At 47.3% G+C, this 18,866-nt stretch carries 5 protein-coding genes; all 5 read right to left on the minus strand.

The annotated features are described in order from the left end of the window. Position 1: 1 nt before the first annotated feature. Positions 2-3,613 carry a polymorphic toxin-type HINT domain-containing protein gene (locus tag ACEW9O_RS03235; RefSeq protein WP_373548684.1) on the minus strand — a complete coding sequence of 1,204 codons (3,612 nt, stop codon included), beginning with the start codon at positions 3,611-3,613 and terminating at the stop codon, positions 2-4. 58 nt (positions 3,614-3,671) lie between these two features. Then, positions 3,672-4,595, minus strand: coding sequence for a hypothetical protein (locus tag ACEW9O_RS03240; RefSeq protein ID WP_373548685.1), 924 nt, complete (start codon positions 4,593-4,595; stop codon positions 3,672-3,674). Continuing rightward, positions 4,579-6,270, minus strand: a complete 1,692-nt coding sequence (locus ACEW9O_RS03245; RefSeq protein WP_373548686.1) for a hypothetical protein — start codon at positions 6,268-6,270, stop codon at positions 4,579-4,581. The genes ACEW9O_RS03240 and ACEW9O_RS03245 overlap by 17 nt, the downstream gene beginning before the upstream one ends. Positions 6,271-6,560: 290 nt before the next feature. Further along, positions 6,561-15,464, minus strand: a complete 8,904-nt coding sequence (locus tag ACEW9O_RS03250; protein WP_373548687.1) for a hypothetical protein — start codon at positions 15,462-15,464, stop codon at positions 6,561-6,563. A gap of 548 nt (positions 15,465-16,012) precedes the next feature. After that, on the minus strand, positions 16,013-18,814 hold the full coding sequence (locus ACEW9O_RS03255; protein ID WP_373548688.1) for a M16 family metallopeptidase: 2,802 nt from the start codon (positions 18,812-18,814) through the stop codon (positions 16,013-16,015). Positions 18,815-18,866 lie beyond the last annotated feature (52 nt).

Genomic DNA, 18,866 nt, shown 5'->3' on the forward strand with positions numbered 1-18,866 from the left:
GTTAAAGGTTTATGTTGATTTCCACAATTCTAGATAATTCATCAGAACTCAACCCACTATCATTTTTCAACCAGTTCCTCAGTGCTGCTAATTCTTGATCATCAATATATGACACATCAAGCAATATTCTCTTAAAAACGATAGCTTTCGTGTTTTCATTTATATACTGCCCTCCTGGAAAATCAATTAAATTTCCATCTCCGTAAATATCAAGTCTCTTGGGCTCTGTAAGTTCTTTTACAATTGAGTCCCCTATCCCTTTTTTATCAGATGTTGCAACTTTGAAAAAAGTACCACCTACAGGGGTTTTGGCATCCCAAGGATCACCATTAGCATCAAAAAATTCAATCCCTCTAGGCCCCCTCTTTATTGGACTTTTCAATAACCCTTGGCGCTCTGCTTCTATACCAGTCATGGCTTCTCTATAGACATTTGATTTACCAGTGTCTGGATCTTTGCTCAACTTCGAAAACTCACTATGGTTTTGGTATCTAGCAGGAATATTTGACAAATCGCTCATGTTTCGATAAACACTTGCATTCCCTCCCGCCTTCGCCACTCTCCCATTTACACTTCTATACTCCAAATGATCCAGCCAAGCCTGTTTTTCGGCATTAGGTAGTTTTTCGTATTCAGCTTGAAGTTCTGCGAGACTCTTATTTGAACTAGTTTTGAAGTCATCCAGTTTCTTCAGGTTATCTACATTCTGGCGAATACCTACGGTGTTGGGATCATTTTTGTTGTTTAATGCTTCCCAAGCTTGCAACATTTCAGGTTTGCTACTCAATTCATCACGAAACTCTTTCCCAGTAGCTTTTAAATCCGCTTCTAAGGCCGCCTCCAATTTAGGGTCTTTTAATTTCTTTTTAAGTATTTCCAAAAGGCACGTAATCGGGTCATCCCCCATCACCTCCACCATACACCCATTATTATGCACAACCATCCCTTTCTCCGTCACCAGGAAATTGTGTGCCCGCCATACCTCCAGATTGTACACCCTGGTACTTAGGTCAGCATGTGGCCGCTTGAGCAAAAACTGTACGGTATCGCCCGACTGGGTCAGGATTCGTTCGCCTAGCGCTAGTTCGCCTGCGTAGATGTACTGGCCGCGGTCGGTGGAATAAAAGGGGTGATTGTAGGTAGCACCCACGGGTTGTTTGGAGGAGGAGAAGTACAAATCCCAGACCTCGGCGCTCTCGTGGGCAAAAAAGCCAGTGAGGGGGTAGTGGGCGTAGTCGCCCTGGGCACGGTAGTCCCAGGAGTGGGTATCGAGGGTATTGGGCAGGATGGCTTCGAGCTGGGCCCGGCCTACGATGCCCATTTCGGGCATGAGCAGGGTGATGTGGTCACCGGGAGCGCGGGCACCGTGCTGCTGCATCCACCACAGGGGGCGGCGTAGGTAGACTTGGGCGGCGGTGCCATCGGGTTTGGTATAGCTCAGGTGCAGCCAGCGCCAGGTGGCGGGGGTGATTTCTTCGCGGTCGATGTCCTGCACATCGCCGGGTAGGGTGTGCTCGGCATTGAGGGCTTGGATGCCGAACTCGGTGGTGGTGCTGGGGTCGTAGCTGGTGGGGGTACTGGCAGCTTGGTAAACTGGGATAGGGGTAGCGGGGTTGAGGGCTTCGATGGGTTGGGCGCCGAGGGTGGTGAGGACGAGGGTGCCGGAGATGAAGCAGCCAAGTTTGGCCGCGTAGGATCGCTCCCGTGTACGTATGCCATCAGGGTCACCCACTGCACGACTCCCACCTCTAAAGTTAAAATCGACCATGTTGTTAGCAGATTTAAAAGACTTGTTGATTTGGCTAAATGTATTTGTCAAGAGTTTGCCAGCACCTCCAGTAAGCCAGGATATCACAAAGTCCATTAATTCCTTTCCTGTGCTATAGCCCAGGTTTTTAATATCCGTATGAGTTGGATTGGTAAAAATACGTTTAATATCCCCAAGCCACTTGACAATTTCAGTAATAAATCCATCTACAAAAGCTTTAATCGTTGACAGTTGAAACAACTTTTTGAGGTCTTCTATTTGTTGTCTAAACTCTCCTTGCATTGCTTCAAGTTCAACAATATACTCCGAAAACTCAGTGATCATAAGGTTGATGGACTCCGGGTTTCTACGCGCAAATTCATCAATGGTTAACCCCAGAGGCCCAAATACGTATTTCAATTCCATACCTTGTTTGACCGCATTTAAAATCCATACAGTCAATTTGCTGCCCGCTATTTTAATTTCATTGCCCAGGCTTTCGAGCCAACTCACAGATTCAGTTACAAAACTCACCAATTCAGCTAGCCGATCTAAAGCTTGATCCATCATTCCACACACGACCCCAAAGGCAAATAATTCGACAAGGTCGTTAGAGTCGTGACCTTCCAGCCAAGCGGTTTTGGCTCTCCATTCTTTCAAAAATGACCAGGCGTCATTCTGGTTGTCGATGCTTCCAATTCCATTAATATCCGCTTCACTTAAGTTTGAATTGATTTTTATGGACAGATTGGCTGATCCATCTCCAGCAGAGCGAAGATTGGTGGCACAATCCCCCTCTGAGTAATGAATCCAAACCGCTACTTTTTTACTTTTGTCTTCAAAGGAGCGCTTCGCATTATTCCAATTTTCATTCTGAAAATCTTTATCCGAGGTAATGATGAAATGAACCGGAAAAGAGGCCAATTTTTGCAATTCCGTATTGAATCCATTACTTAGCAAAAAAGAGTGAAGTGCAATCCCGCTGGAGGCACCAAATGCAGGTACAGTATTAGCCTCATCATCATAGACAGTTACATGGGAGTAATACTCTACATTGCCACTTTTCCCGGGTGCTTGAGTATTATCTAAGCTAAAGTTAGAACAAGGCACTTTTTGGCTAAAAAAACCATCAGTCGATAAAATTTGCTGCATTTGGTCACTGCCAATTGGTTGCCCAGGCGTCCATTTTTCCAGCATATCGGCGATCTTACGGGTGCCCTTTGCTTCTGCAATACCCGCTTCATCCAAAACCGTACGCTTATTCCATTGAGAAAGGAGTTCTGCCTCCCCTATTCGCCCCAGTGCCCCCTCCATCGTCGCATGCTCCGCATCACTCACGCCAGCCTTCTTCGGCAGTTTGAGTACCACTTTAAACTTCACCGCATTGCCACCCTGGGCTTGCATGGCGATCATCAGATAGTACTCATTTTGGGTTACCTTGCGCAATTCCGGCTGCCCTCCTTTGCCTCTTACAGCAACCACACCTCCGTTTTCTATTTTCCCAGCAAAAGACCCTGCCGCAGTTTCAAAGGCGATTTCACCATTGGCGATGAGACTGGGGCCATACATGCGAAATTCATAAGTTTTAAAAACACCCGTATAACCCAATACCCGCTGCACGATTCCGGCCAGGTATTCTGCCTCCGCGTCCAAAAAAACAGCGGTGGGGTCATTGATCATCAAGGCGTCGTAGCGCTCTACAAAGTCCGAGACCGGAAGGGGTAAGTTTTGGAAATCAGGAAAAGGCACCCTAGGTTGGGGGGCTTGTACCAACATGGTTGCGCTAGTGAGCAGCAGAAAGGTGCTCAATACCAATGCCATTTTGCCAATAAAGTATGGCAGGGCTAAAGGCTTAGGCGTAGTCATTTTTTTTTCATTTTCGTTTTGGGGAATGAAAACCTCCAATTTAATTGTGCTTCCATGATCATTTGTCCAACATTTTAATAAATTGAAATTTTTGTTCATCCAGATAATATCGAACGGTATCGTTGTGGATGGGAAAATTGATGGTGATTGCTTTTGACTTCGGTACTAAACTTATTTTGGTTCCTTTAATAATATTTCGAAGAACCTCGTCGCATTTCTTACCATTAATCAAAAGTTTTTGGAAAGTTACTCCTGATCTAACGGCGTACATTTGCAATAGTACATCTGCAATCCCATCAAAATAAACAGCTTCGCCTTGATTTGTAATCATCTGAAATTCAACGGTTAAATATTTTAAATTTTCAGGCACAGGGGTTATTGGAAAACCATGCAATTCTGCCGCATATAAATAAAACTCTTTTGATTTCACCCTAAATAAAAGAATGTTAGAATATTTATTGGGCCCATCAAGTGCTGGTTTCCAATATAACAAACCTAAATCCGAGGTAATATGGAATTTTTTCAGTGCACTATTGTAATAGATGCTAACTAAGCTTCCTTGCTTTGAGTGATCTCTAACTATTGTATAAAAATTTCCATTACCATAGTCTTGAAAGAGAATTACATGAGTAATAAATGCGCAAAATTCCTTAGATGCTGGCTTTTGATGCTCTAAGCATTGATTTATCACTGTTGTGTCAGTACTTGGGAGTGCCGAATATATAATAGATGGGCTAAAACAAATTTCAATATAATTATATTTTCGATCAAAAAAACCACTAGTTAAAGCATTAACTTTATCAAAGAATTTCTTCATTCTATCTTGGGCACTTACAAGCGAAGTATCAACTACTACTGCGTCTTTCACAATGAAAGAATCGCGAATCTCTTGCAGGTTTATGTTACCCTCCAACTGTTTTTGCCTAATTTCACAACTGAATAGGCAAAAAACTAGGACTGACAAACTAATGTAAATCTTCATATCTTGGCCTCGCTTTTTGTTCTTTAATTTTTCCAATTTCGTCGCTTATTCGATGTTTCATACAAAGCGTGATAAGCCCCCCAGTTTCGTTAGTCAGGTCAAATATATCCATATTACCATCTTTCCATCCATTAGAAACATCACACATGAACGAATATTCACACCCGTACGAACCTAAAGGGCATCCCGAAACACGTCCGCTCCATTTTTTATACTGAGATGAAGGCGACCGAATATCACTAACCTTTTGGCAAGGAATAGAATTATACAATAAAACATCTTTATTCCTACTATCTCCCATATTATAGAAAAAACGGTAAGCAGTTGCAACACAGCTCACTAACTGGTCTTTATTATTTCTATAACAATAAGAAGAATATCCTCCATTTGAATTTTTGCAATCCGATCTACCATATGAGACATTCAATACATATGCCATTGGATCAGCATATGAAGGCTTATTATTCATTACTGCTTCATATCCGTTCCGAATGGAAACGATCGATTGTATATCTCTACTTCCTCCGTTATATGGCTTGTTATAATTAAATTCAGTAGGAACTACTTCGTTATTATTTCCATCAAAACATTTTATAGTGCCATTAATTTCCTTGCAAGGCCACCCACTATTGCTAATTAATTCACCCTTATCATCCAACTTATAATAATATTTGAAGACTGCATCTCTTCTGTTCAGCACAGAGGCCATAGCTATTGCTCTTGCATAGTTAAGTTGTGTAGTTAAAGTCTCGTCTTTTCTAGATTCTGGGTCTCCAATTTTTGTGGATGTTTGGTTTTGAGTCCCATCAAACTCTGCAAATCCTGTACTTGCTAAAACCCATACATCCTTTTTAACTTGTGCAAGATATGCCTTTGTACCATCACTAAGCAATGTCGTTACAGCCTGCGATTTGGCCTCTTCGGTTTTCAAATTGCCAAGCAGCTGTTCATATTCATTCTTTTTAATAATAACTATTCGATGTTTTCCATCTTTTATATATCCAAGGACTTCCCCCGTATTCATATCGATTAAATCAGTAGTATAATCTGCAGGTGAAACTGGTGTGAAGTAATCAAACACCCCAGACAAAACATAATATTCTCGATCCGGCAAACTGTACGGATCATTTTGTAGGTTATTATTCAAGTGATCTTCAGCAAATGCTTCAGCAGCAATCCTTCGGGTAGCTGGCATTTGATCAACTCCTGACACATTGCCATTGCCATCCTCCCACCTAACCATTACATCAAAATCCAATAAATTTCTGTTGTTGAGGTATCCACACAATACGATCCAGCGCCCCTGGTAGTTTAATTGTTGATTGATGGTCCTTTGGATGATTTCTTGAGCAACACCTCTACCATTGTTCAAGGATTGATAGATGATAGGAAATTGGAATTCCAGTACCAAAAAGCCATGGTCATCTGCTATTTGGTTGGCGATGCTTGTTACTTTATTGTACTCGGCGCTCGAGAAAATTCTAACGTAATCTTCTCGAACAAGACCATTTTGAAACAAATTGGGATTCGCATCCGCCCATTTTTTAAGCTCAACATGTTTAAAACTCGTTGTAAACATGCTAATTGAATTCGGGTTGGTTCTAAATCTAGTTGACTTCACACTAGAACTTAACAAACCAAAGAAAAGAATTGAAAGAAAAAATATCCTTTTCATACAATGTAGTTTTAAGTAAAACTTTGGGGCTTTACAAAAATTAATGCAAGAATGTTACTGAAGCTGAAACACCATATTGTCTCAGCTTCAAAAAAGGCCCTGTGCGCCGCTCTTTTGCGGCGCTTCAGGCTGTATGTAGAATTTTATTGCGCGTTTATTTAGTTAAAAAGTTGAAGGGTTAAAGAGTTGAAGTGAAGGCTGCCGCAGTGACTTAGACAGAATCCTTGTCAAAGCTGCTGCGGCAGCCTTCTTTTCAACCCTTCAACTTTTCCACTCTTCCACTCCTCCCCTCATTTCAGCCCTTTGTTCCACAATTCTGGGTTGATTGTACCGTAATTCACACTCAAGGTTGTGCTGCTGCCTGCGGCCATACCCGGTATACTGTAGCTCAAGCGTACGGGGTACGTACCAGCTGGTGGTGTGGGGGCGTTCAGCTCCAACAAAGCGGGTAAAAATTCGGGTAGTACGCAGCAGTTGCTACAAGGGCTGGCGGAAGCATAGCCAATCGCTTGCCCTGCGCTGCATTTGCTGCGCAGTTCCGCATCATAATCGCGTACCTGATTGCGGAAGTCTTGAAAATCAGCCAGTAATTCCACCAAGACATTAAAATTGAGTACTTTACCTCCTTCCCAGGCAAGTGCCTGATCCGGTGCCGCCCCATTGCGCGCCAGGGGAACAAACTGAAAGGCACCATCGCCCCACTTGGAGCGATACGCTTTGTAGAGCAGCTCCTTTTGGGTTTGGTACCACTGGTTGTTGTACAAACTGGTTTCCAGGCTCACAAAACCTGTGCCGCCAGCAGCACCTGTTTCCAGTTCATCAAATTCCTCGGTGCTGCCCGTCAAGACAATTTGATTGCCCACGACTGTACGGGTAGCTCCTTGTAAAAAAGCTGTAGCTTTTTCACGCAAGGTTTGGTAGTTGCTGGTGCAGAAATTGAGCGTAGTCAACAAGCCCGGTGGCAAACTGGTGCCGCCGTTGTTGTCGTTGGCGCGGGTTTCGGGTTGCGACAGGCGACGAATTTCGAGGGTGTAACACTGCCCGGGACGCAGGATTTCGTTGGGAAAGTTAAAGCTGAGGCGTCTGCTGGCCAGGTTGTATTGTACGGCACCTTGCCAGAGTTCACCACCAGTAGCGCCCAGTAGAATAGCCTTGGGTGCATTGCTGCCTTTGAACAAATCAGCTTGCCCTTGGCTGAGTTCAATGAACTCTTCTTCACTAGCGTATTCTCCCGGATAAAAATGCTGCATCCCACTAATCGGGTAACTGGCACTGATGTTGACCGCGCTAATGTTGACTGCCGCAGCCCCGGTCGTAAAGCTCACTTGTTTTTCCTGGCTGCCAATTACAGTGCCATTTTTGGAGTATTTCACCTTGACGATGAAGCTGAAGCGGGTACTGTCTTTCAAGGCATCGTAAGGTTGAAACTTCAGGCTACGGCCGTCGGCACTCAGGATGGTCCGCGCGGGCACTGCTGCCTGGGTGACAGTTTCGATCAACTGGGGTGTACCATCCAGTTCTACCAAATAACTGATAGGATTGCCATTGTCGTCGAAACTTTCCAGGGTACTATTGATAGGAAAGCGGAAGTCAGCGGCGGGTACCGAGGTAGTTACCACGCCTACCGCGCCTTCGTCGGGACGCAAAGCCGCGATGATCTGGTAATTTTGCTCTAGGGATTGCTCCGTACCATCACCATCTTCTAGCTCGCCACAATCCTGGCCCAGGGTAAACTGTAGGTTGAATTTCCCTTTGACCAAACCGCCCAAAATCCGATAACTACCACCTACTGCGCCACGGGCAAAGGTAGGATTGGGCAATTTGCCTTGTAAGGCCGCACCTACCGCTAATTCCGCGATTGGGAATTGTTTGTTCTTGAATTTCAAACCTACGGAAGCGCGCAGGTAGGCATACACTTGCCCGGTGGCGTACCAACCATTGATGCCAATCGGCTGGCCAGTAGTAGAACAAATGGCGTTGCCATAGTCAATCAGGGCCAAATCGGCCCCCAGATTGATGTTCATGCTGGCATAGAGGGGTTTGAGTTTGTCAAAATTGGCTTTGAGATCAAGTCCTACCCCAAACATCACTCCACCGCCGCCACCACTGCCGGAACGGCTATCCATGATGGCGGAAGCAATCCCCATGTCTCGGAAATACGAAGGAAGGGCAGCCGGAGGTGGCAATTCAGAGCCCATATCCAGGTACAGTCGGGCTGCACCAATATTGCCAACCAGGGGGATTTGGAAGTTGGCACGAACGGGGTTTTGGGGTGTACCTACATGGATGAACCATTTTTTGTCGCTGAAGTGAATTTTGGCTTCGCCACCGCCAGTTAGCGCATTGGGTACCGTTATACTGACGTTCAAATGGCCGTCAAATGCCTTTTCTGAAAAGCTGTATTTGAGTCTAACCCCCGCTCGAATTGCCGCATCGGTGGTGTCAACATTTCCGTCAAGCGTAGTTTTTTTCAGCATGGTTCCTACGCCATTTAAAGACAGTTCATCCAGGCCTCCTCCGCTGTTAAATTGAGCATTGAGCGAAACCAACGCCTTAAATTTGCCCTCAGACAGGGAGAGCAACATGGCCGCTTTTAAGCCCAGACCAGCCGAAACATCAGGTTCATATTTCAGCCCAGACAATGATTGCCCAATGGGAAAGGTCGTTACATCGCCATCAAATGCGCTCAATACAATAGAAGTATCTCGGGCCGACATTCGGTTCCATACCCCGCCCCCAAAACCTTTGATGAAGCCCGGAGAAGCGTCGGGAAGTAGGCCCATTACATCTACCATAAAGTATTTGGTACTGTCGGGGGTGTTGGTGGTGCCAAACAATGCTACGGCCTGGAGTCGAGTTCCTTTTAACAATTCGAACTCCATTTTTGCATCTAGGCCACCCCAAAAACCATTGCCAAATTTTCCATTATTCGTAAAATGTTCTACAAATCCATCAACAGAGATAAACTTTTTAATCGCCCCTTTGACACTAAAGCGCTTTACTTCCAGGCCATCCGGTAGCCAGCGTTGTCGACCTGTACTCACATCCAGGCGGCCTTTCATTTTGAAGCCACCCTCGACGGCGAAGCCCCCATTATCAGGTCCAATGCTCAAACGAACTCTAAATCCTAAGCCTGGTTTGGCACCACCTTCAACATTTACACTATCTACCCCGAAGCTAAAACCATCGAAGTCCGCTTTCACCCCTGCCGAGCTGGTAGGCCGACTCCAGGTTCCAGGGTCAAAATACGGGGCGGTATTGGACACCGTAAGCCCCTGAAAGCGTAGCTCTGGAATTTTTATTTTGGCACTCTGCTCTGCATTTACTTTGATGATACCATTGAGTACGGCTTTGGCCTCAAAACGCCGATTGGCATAGGTTACCGATATCTTGGAGCTCTTTTCAATATTGACATCAGCAAACCACATGCCGATTTTTTTGCTCGTTGCAGGTTGTACACTGAAGGTATAGCGCCCCTGGTCTTCGATCATTGCGGTATACCGTACACAGTCTTCGGGGCTGATCGCGCCCCCTGTGGCACTACTCAGAATGGGGATATTGACCAATCCACCAAAGCCAGCTCCCGAAAATTTGTTCCTCAATACTTTGATCAGCACTGAGTCGATGGAGAAGGCCCAACCGTCCAGGTTGCCGTCTTGTAGCGGAACTACGGGGCCAGGTATCGAGGCCACAACACTTACCCCGGCATCATCGATAATCATGTCGGTCAAAGAAATCCCCCGTGGTGCACGGGACTCGTCCAGTTCCTGGGGGAGATAAATGGAAAATTGCTTCATGTAAAAACCTTTCCAAAGGTTGCGGTCGCCAGCACTGGCAAAGGGATAGTTTTCCGGGAAGTTTAAATCAGCAGGAGTTTTGGTACTACTCATGTCAATGTAGGCGTCGTTGACCCGGAACAAGAAGCCACCCTCTTCACTTAAGCCAAAGGGATGGGAAAAGTTCACGCCCATGGTGAAGTCATCCCAAGCAGTGATGTATGTGGATAAAGTTGCCTTAAGTCGAACCGAATCTGGCGCAGGTTGAAGGCTTTCACCATCATAAGGCACCAGTACGTTGCGACAAAACTCGATTTCTGCCGCCAAATTGAGCTTGGAAAAACCATTACAATCCCATTCGATGTAGGTTTGGTTTCCGGCCAGAAGTTTGAGCTGAGCGATGTCGCTCAAACGCATGGGTGCTTCACATTTGAGGGTCAGTTTGGCGTTGTTGTAGTCCGCGCCACCAGGAGTAAAGGGTATATTTAGCGCCTGAAAAACCACTGAATCTTTACCAACTCCACTTGGTGCGGGTAAGATCAGGTACGCATTTAGCGTCCCACCAGTGTTTGCATTGATGCTGATGTTGTCGAGTAAAATGGTGTAATTCCGTCCTCCTACTGGTTTGGTGATGGCAATCGGCAACAATACCGCGCCAGTATCTTTGGCATTGCCATCTGGTGGAAAAAAGCTGGCCGATTTTTGACGTGCAATGTCCTGCAAATAAAAGGCCCGGTGGGTTCCTTCGATGAATTCCTCGCCGCTGACCAGTGCCTGATTAATGCGTACCTGACGCGCCTTGGCCTGGGCCCGAAGGCTTTGTTGCCACTCCGCTATTGCAGCGTCAATATTTTCTTTCTCCTCACGCATAGCACCACGAGAAGGGGCTGGCAGTTGGTGAAACCCACCCGAGGTACTCCCGGGAGAATCTGTACTCGTAAAAGCAGCCTGGGCATTTTGCGTGGCGCGGGCAGCAATTTGTCTTTTTATCCAGGCTTTAAAAAGTTCGCGGTTTTGTTGAAAAGCCACTACCGAATCTTTGGGCAGGCGGCGAATCATATCGGTCAACCATTGAATGAGTTTGCCCTTGGCTTCTTCGTTTTGTAAACCACCCGCCTCGGTGAGGTGCGTTTTAAGTTCCTCCTGTTTTTTGTCGCAAGGATAGAGTTCAACGTGCTTTTTCTCTAAGGTTTCCATTCCATCCTCCCGGCTTACATTCAGGCTTAGTACCGAGGGAGCACCAGCGAATTGCCGCCACATGCCTTCTTTGACGTACTGCCCTTCGCTGCCGAAGACATAACTGGAATCGGGTAGGCCCAGGACGGCAAAAGCATTGCGGGTTTCGGTGCGAATGCCCGCACATTTTATCTGTTGAATGCGGTGCTCGGCTTCCCATTCAAGGATCAAATCGGCCAAAATATCGGTAACAATCAACCCGAGGCTGTCTTTGATTTGTTCAGCCAATTTGCCACCTTCATCGGTTATAACCCCCAGGGTGTCTTTAGGGGTCAGCCAAGCCCAGGGCTCAATTTTGCCATAACATTTATCGTTTTTGGAATCGTTCATTTCGGATTGGGTGCAGCCGATTTCATTGGTGGTTTCCCCCCTCCGGTGTATACCTTTGCAGTCGAACCCGTAGGGATCAAAGCGATTATCGATTTCCAGCCCTGCTACTGGCGAGGCCCCATCCCAGAGGCAGTTTTTAAACCCATTGGCTTCCTGGCGCACAATTGCCGCGATGCTGTCTTTACGGGTAGTATAGGTGGGGCAAAAGTCGACTTCTTCGGGGTCAGCACAGCGGTAAGTGACCTGATTGGGTGCCCGTACCGCCTGCATGGAACCTGCCAACACTTTGCCGTCTTCGTTGACTTGGATGTTAGCAAAAGTTACTTTGACGGCCTGTTCCTGGAAAGGCAAAGTCAACAAGCCATTGCCACTGAACGTACCCGCACCACCGGTGACATTCCAGATTTTGACCGGGAAGCCATACATCCAGATGACGTCCTCAGCCTGGAGGGTTTGACGCAAGTCCTGATTCAATTGGGGTTGTTGGTAAGGCGTACCACAAGCATGGGGATTGCCCACTCCCAAAAGCCCCTCGGGACTGGCTTTGATCAGTAGGTACTGTTTGCGGATGCTGTCATTGCCACAAGAATCCAAGGCTCGCCAATGGCGGATCAGCAGGGTATCGCATGCTCCCCGGGCTATTTTTTCTACGTTGTGGAGGTTGACTTGAACTTTACGGCCACCGTTGTCGGCAGCGCGTGGGGTTTCGTCGGGCAGGGGCAATCCACACGTTACGATCAGGGAATCGACGGGGAAGTCGATGAAATGTGGTGGTTTTTGATCCACAATGCTGAGCGTTTGCACCGCCACGGCCCTTCTTCCACATTCATTCCGCGCAATCCAGGCTCGCCGCACGGTCTTTTGGCAGCGGGTAGAATCGGGCAGCAGGGTATCGCGCACTTCGATGGTCACGGCTCCGCAGTCATAACAGCCTTTGTCGATGTTGACGATGACCGTTTTGCCTTCGGGGTTGTTCAAGCCGAGGCTTTGGCGGCCCGTGCCGGAGAGACTCAAGTAGTAATTCGGTGTGGGATGGTAGTCGGCAATGTCAAGAATATCCTGGGATTGCTCCAAGCTGATGCCAAAGGGCGGTGGAATAATCTGGGCACTGGCCGTATCTACACAGCCTTCAGCATAAGTAGCCATCAAGGTATACTCCCCGGGCTGGGTCACGGTCAGTTCCGCGCTGCCCAATTGGGATTGGCCATTGGCCAAAGTCCAGCGGTAGGTATGGTAATAATTGGGAGCGATCAACCGCAAACTGTCTCCACACAGCACACTGTCCAGGCCCTGAAAAGCCAAGGCTGGCGTGAGTTTTTGTTTGGTAACCACCGCACTATCTAGCCCCCAACAGGCCAGGCTATCCGCCCGAGCCCGCAGGAAATGAACACCAGCCTGGCTGGGTTGAAAGCTGTGCCCACCCGCTACAACTTGCCCATTGGGCAGGTACCATTGGTAGCTGTACAAACCCTCCAGGGCCTGTAAGGATTGCCCCTGAGCGCTACAAAGATTGAGTTGGCGGGGGCTCAATTCCAAATCGGGGGCCACATTCACCTTTACATCCACCACCAAACTATCGGTGATGTTGCCATTGTTGTCCATGCTGTAACGGAGGTAGCGGGTGGAACGCCAGGGGCTGGCTTTGGTCACCGCTGCCGTGGGGTTGGCCAAACCTACACTGGGCTCCCAGAGCAGACAAAAAGGCGCGGGGCCAAAAATGGGGTTACCGATTTGGATCGAATCGCCACTGCACAGGGTTTGGCAGGTAGTCAGGCTGTTCACGGTCACAAATCGTTCGGCAAAACAAGTGCTGTCCAGCCCGATGACTTTGATGCGGTATGTGTTGGCAGGGAGATTGTGAAAGATAGAATCCGTTTGATAATGTACCCCGTCAATGCTGTATTCCCAATAGCCCGCAGGGCGTGCCGATACGGTAATCCGTCCATCATTGCTGGTACAAGTGGAGGCGGGAATGGCTACAGCACTGATACTTGGGCTGATCGGGCCAACCAGATTGATCAGGGTATCCTTGCTGCAATTGCTCGAACTTTTGATGCTCAGCAAGTAAGTACCCGTGTTGAGGCACCCAAAATGGCCTTCGTCTTGCCAACTTGGGGCGGCTGAACTTGAAGAGGGCCGCAGGGCATATTGTAAGGTTCCGCTTCCCCTTAGGGTGGCCATAGCCGTGATGCTTCCACTTTGGTTGCCACAGCCAGTGGGTGCCACCAAGATTACCCCATCAATGTGGATGGAGGAACTGGCCAACTTTATAGGGTGGTTTTCCTGGCATTGGTTGTCCCCGACCTTGCGTACGCTGAGGGTGTAGTCGCCCGCAGCTAGGTTTACGTATATGGTATTGGTGCTCCAGGCCCCGTTATTGAGTTTGTATTCCTGGTTGCTAACCCCTGCATTGACGCTGACCTCAATGCTCCCATCGGTACTGTTGCAGGCCGTAGGGGCGGTCGAGTTGATGTTTCCAATCTGCGGGGCACTCGTTTTGGGCACGTTAAAGCTGAAAGTATACTGACATGCGTTGGCGTCCCGAATGATCAGGTCGTAACGATCGCCTTCGTAGGGGTACAGTTGGGTCAGGTTGCCGTTGTCGCTCCATACCCCTCCGCCAGGGCGGTGAATGTAGTATTGGTAGGGGGCGGTGCCTCCGGTGGTGCTGACGTTCAGGGAGATGGATCCGTCTGAGCAGTACGGCACGCTGGAAGGCGGGGAGTAGGTGGCTTGGAGGGCTGTTAAACTAAAACTACCACTTACAGTTTTACAATCAGCAATCAACTCTGCACTATAATTTCCTGGTGCCAAGCCAGAAAAAGTGCCACTTGACTGCTCTACCCAGGTTCCATTGTCTTTTTTGATTCGATACTTATGGAATTGTTTATAATAGGCTGCATTACTGCTCCCATCGCTAAGGCTTACTGATCCATTGTTCTGCGAACACTGCGGTTGGCTGAGCACTTGAATGTTTAGGGTGGGGTCATATGGGTAATAAAAGGTAAAGTCGATCCCGGACTCTCCATATCCACATCCTGAGTTTCGTTCTCTTGCCCAACGGGTTATGGTCACACTACTCCCTACTGTGCTTGGACAGAATGCACCTAACTCAGCAATTGTGGACTTGTAGGCTGCACTCAAAGACGATTTCCAACGGTATTCAATATCGATTGGATCGCCCCATACTTCAACAGGAAGAATATTGATAATAGCGCTGCAATTCACTGATGCATCACATACAAAACCATAACCCCCTCTGTTTGGATTTACGTTGATTAACGATCCTTCCTGTGTTTTAAACTTGGGGATACTAATTTTCAGCACATTGGATACTTGCCACTCTGCACAATTGCTATTGCGCACTTTTCGGCGATAATAAATCGTATTGCTAAAAAAACTGGGCAGGGTGTATTCTTTGGTTTGGGCCCCCAATGATGACCAGCTTGTGTTATTGGGTGAGGATTCCCATTCGTAAACCAGGGTAGCTCCGATACTACCATTCGGGACACTCAGTTCTTTCAAACTAATACCGCCAAGCGTCAGTCCAGATGATCCGTCGCAGCCATAGATCACATCCCCTGCTTGCGAAGAAAACCGGATTGAGCCCCCATCGGTTATTGTTCCACAAGTTAATGAACGTTGAGCTTGCCTAAGTTCTTTCTGGTTCAAAACACGTGGTTTTACCTGCTCACTAACCAGTATTGTGCTTAGCGAGTTGGGCGTGTACTGGCTCGGCAAAGTATCCAGTATTACCTCAGTATTCCGATTTGGCAATTCACTTGAATGGCCAAACAGAGAAATTGTGTACAAGAAGAAGCACAGGAAATAGGTTGCAAAAGACTTATTCATACCAATAGGGTTTGTTATTGACACAATATTCTACCACCCCCAGTACTGCGCAAGTCAGCCATGAGGTAAAACAATTCCAGGTTCGTACAGGGTCACCAACCAGCCTCGGGCAAAGGCCAGGAAGTTCCTATACGACTGTTTAGAAGCTTGTTGTACGGTTGTAAAGCAAGTTTTTGAGTCGGCAATACCAACTGATTCATCCCAAACACGATTCGGTATTACGCCTCAGTGCTGTTTGGCATTGCATCAAATGGTTGTACCACATGAGAATTTGAACGCAATAAAATTTCTACAGCTGAATGGAAGTACACCTCTTGCGAGATGGAATAGGTCATTTTTCCACAAACCATAATAGTACCTGTTGTAATTTTGCGAAGGTAAGATCAAAAAAAAAAACAGGATTCTTCCAAGTTTTTGGGTAGGTTTTTTTAATAAAAAATGTAAACAAACAATAATCAAGCGGTTAAAATGAAAAGTGGAAAGTGGAAAATTAGGAGACTTTTCTGTGCTTCCAAATTTTTCACTTTTCACTATTCACTTTTCACTATTCACTTCTTCTCCGGATACAACACCGCCGTAGCCCGGTTCGACCCACCAAAAATAATCTTGGCTACGTTTTGAATGTCTTGTACTGTAAGTCCCTCCAGATGTTTGTCGTAGTTGAGCATCCGTTGGGGATCGGCTTTGAAGATTTGGATGTTGTTCAACTCGCTCAGCCAATACGCGTTGCTTTTGACCTGTTCCCGGTGCTGCTCCGTCCATTGCGTTTTGATCTTGGCCAGGTCTTCTTCTTTGGGGCCATTGGTTTTGATTTGTTCAATTTCTGCCAGTGCCGCAGCGATGAGTTTGTCCACGTTTTCCGGGCCGCAGGGGAAGGACAGGGAGGCACTGAAATGCTCATAAGGCCGCTGGTTGATCGAACAATTGAAGCCGCCGCCATAAATGCCGCTCATTTCTTCCCGCATTTTTTCGATCACCCGAATGTTGAGGATTTCGGACAAGGCATCGGCATGGAAGTCCAAATCTGGCGAGTAGGCTAACTCGCCATGCCAGATGATTTGCACCTGACTTTTGGCGTCCGCCCCGAGATACACCTTGAGTTCCTGCACCCCGGTGATGTTGCGCGAACCATTGTCTTTCCAGTTACGCTCTTTGCCACTAACGGGTAAGGCCCCCAGGTATTGGGCAATCAGGGGCTTCATCTTGGCTTCGTCCAGGCTACCTACAAAAATGAAGTGTAGACCCGTGGCGTCGCCGAGGCTTTCTTTGTAAATGGCCATGGCCCGGTCGAGGTTGACCTGATCATAATCCACGGGCTTGGGGAGACCCAATTGCCAGGGGCTGTTGTTCGACATCCAGGTGCTCATGGTATCGATGAAGGCAAATTGTGGGTTGGAACCCATCATAGCCCATTGCGACTTTTGTTTGGCTTTGTAGCCAGCAAAAAGAGCCTCATCGCGCCGGGGAGCGGTGGCATACAGGTATACCATTTGTAGTGCGGTCTCGAAGTCTTTGACACTGCTACTTCCCGAAAAACCAGCGGTCAGGTTGCCAATCCCCGGTCGAACGTTGGCGATTTTCCCGGCGTTGATTTTGCGCAGGTCGGTTGGCGTAAAACTTGCTAGCCCCATCTCCCCAATAATCCCGGCGATTAGAGAAGCGTTGCGCAAATCTTCAATCGGGTAATTGTTGATGCCCCCAAAGCGAGCCGAGCGAAACTGGATTTCGTCGTTTTTAAAGTCGGTGGTTTTTAAGGTGACTTTTACACCGTTGCTCAGGGTTAATTCAGTAATGCCCAGGGCTGGATTGGGATTTTCATAGACAATGTTCCCACCATTGGGCGCTGTGGCCATCAGGCTACTGGCGAGCACTTTTTCTGCGTAGGGTTTGACAACTTGCTTGCTGGCTTTGGTGTACATGGCCAACAACTGAGCCTCGGTCGGCAAGGTATGGGTACCTTTTTCTGGTCCGGTCAACAAAATGAACTTGTGGCCATCCATTTTGAAGCCACTGAATAGTTTGTTGACGTCCTGCACCGTTGCTTTTTGCAAAAACTCCTGGTGGTATTTCAACTCCAGTTCAATACCTGGGGAAGGTTCTTTTTCCAGGAAATGGCTGATGTATTCCTGTACGTAGTCTTCCGATTCGGTTTTGTCCTTTTCTTTGGCAAAACTCTCCATTGAATTGAGCATGCTCTTTTTGGCACGTTCAAATTCGGCGGGTAAAAACCCATATTTGCGGGCTTGTTCCAATACCCCATATGCCGCCGTCAGGGCAGTATCAATACCTACTCTGCCAATACCACAAGAAAGCGTGAAACTTTTGTAACCCCGCGCCATCCCGCCATTAAAAGCTCCTGCACCCAGAAACGGTGGATTGGCGCCTTGGGATGCTTCCCGGAAACGCGCACTCATCATGCTGGTAAGCAAACGTCCCAGAATGTATTGTTGGTAAGCGCCGAGGGTATTGGCATCTGCGCTTTTAATGTTGTCATAATAAATTTGCAGACTGTAATTCGTCGCTTCTTTGTCGCTGACCACTCGAACTTCGGTTTTGCTCCGCGCAGGCACTGGAGTGGCAACCCGAGGAACGATGGTTGTAGGGTTGGGTATGGCCTCAAAATGTTTTTTGATCAAAGTCAGTGTGGCAGCCGGGTCAACATCTCCAACCACAATTACCGCCATTAAATTGGGGCGATACCAGGTGGTATAAAAGCGTTTGATGGTTTCAGCCTTGGCGTTTTTGATGATTTCGTCTTTGCCAATGGGCAGGCGACTGGCGTACTTGGAACCAGCAAAAAGTTGGTTGCGGTATTGAGTAAACATCCGGTCTCCAGCTCCTTTGCCCAGGCGGGATTCTTCCAGTACAACGCCACGTTCTTTGTCAATTTCAGTAGGGTCATAGGTACAATTGTGGGCCCAGTCTTCGAGCACTTGTAGGCCTTTTTCCAGGTTACCGGGATCTTCCAAAGGTACAGGCAACATGTAAACTGTTTCGTCAAAGGAGGTGTAAGCATTCAAATCTGCACCAAAACGGATGCCCATTTTTTCCAAAAAACCAACCAATTCGTTTTTGGGAAAATTTTTGGTTCCGTTGAAGGCCATGTGTTCACAAAAGTGGGCCAAACCGCGTTGGGTGTCATCTTCCTGGAGCGAACCCGCATTGATGGCCAAACGGAGTTCGACCTTTTTTTCAGGTTTGGCGTTTTTGCGGATGTAGTAGGTTAGCCCGTTTTTGAGCTTCCCGGTCTGTACTGCGGGATCTAGCGGAATGCGATCGGTTGGTGCAGTTTGAGCCTGGTTGCTGAGGGTACAGGCCAGCAACCAGCAAAGGAGGAATAAACGTTTCATATAGTACTAGGTTTTTTTACAGTGTATAGATGCAGTTATACATGCAAGTGGC

The sequence above is a fragment of the Haliscomenobacter sp. genome, from assembly GCF_041740695.1.
Taxonomy (GTDB): Bacteria; Bacteroidota; Bacteroidia; order Chitinophagales; family Saprospiraceae; genus Haliscomenobacter.

What these genes read in the sequence shown, in the direction of transcription:
- ACEW9O_RS03255 (WP_373548688.1), bottom strand. Translation starts at nt 18,814, where the DNA reads ATGAAACGTTTATTCCTCCTTTGCTGGTTGCTGGCCTGTACCCTCAGC.
- ACEW9O_RS03240 (WP_373548685.1), bottom strand. Translation starts at nt 4,595, where the DNA reads ATGAAGATTTACATTAGTTTGTCAGTCCTAGTTTTTTGCCTATTCAGT.
- ACEW9O_RS03250 (WP_373548687.1), bottom strand. Translation starts at nt 15,464, where the DNA reads ATGAATAAGTCTTTTGCAACCTATTTCCTGTGCTTCTTCTTGTACACA.
- ACEW9O_RS03245 (WP_373548686.1), bottom strand. Translation starts at nt 6,270, where the DNA reads ATGAAAAGGATATTTTTTCTTTCAATTCTTTTCTTTGGTTTGTTAAGT.
- ACEW9O_RS03235 (WP_373548684.1), bottom strand. Translation starts at nt 3,613, where the DNA reads ATGACTACGCCTAAGCCTTTAGCCCTGCCATACTTTATTGGCAAAATG.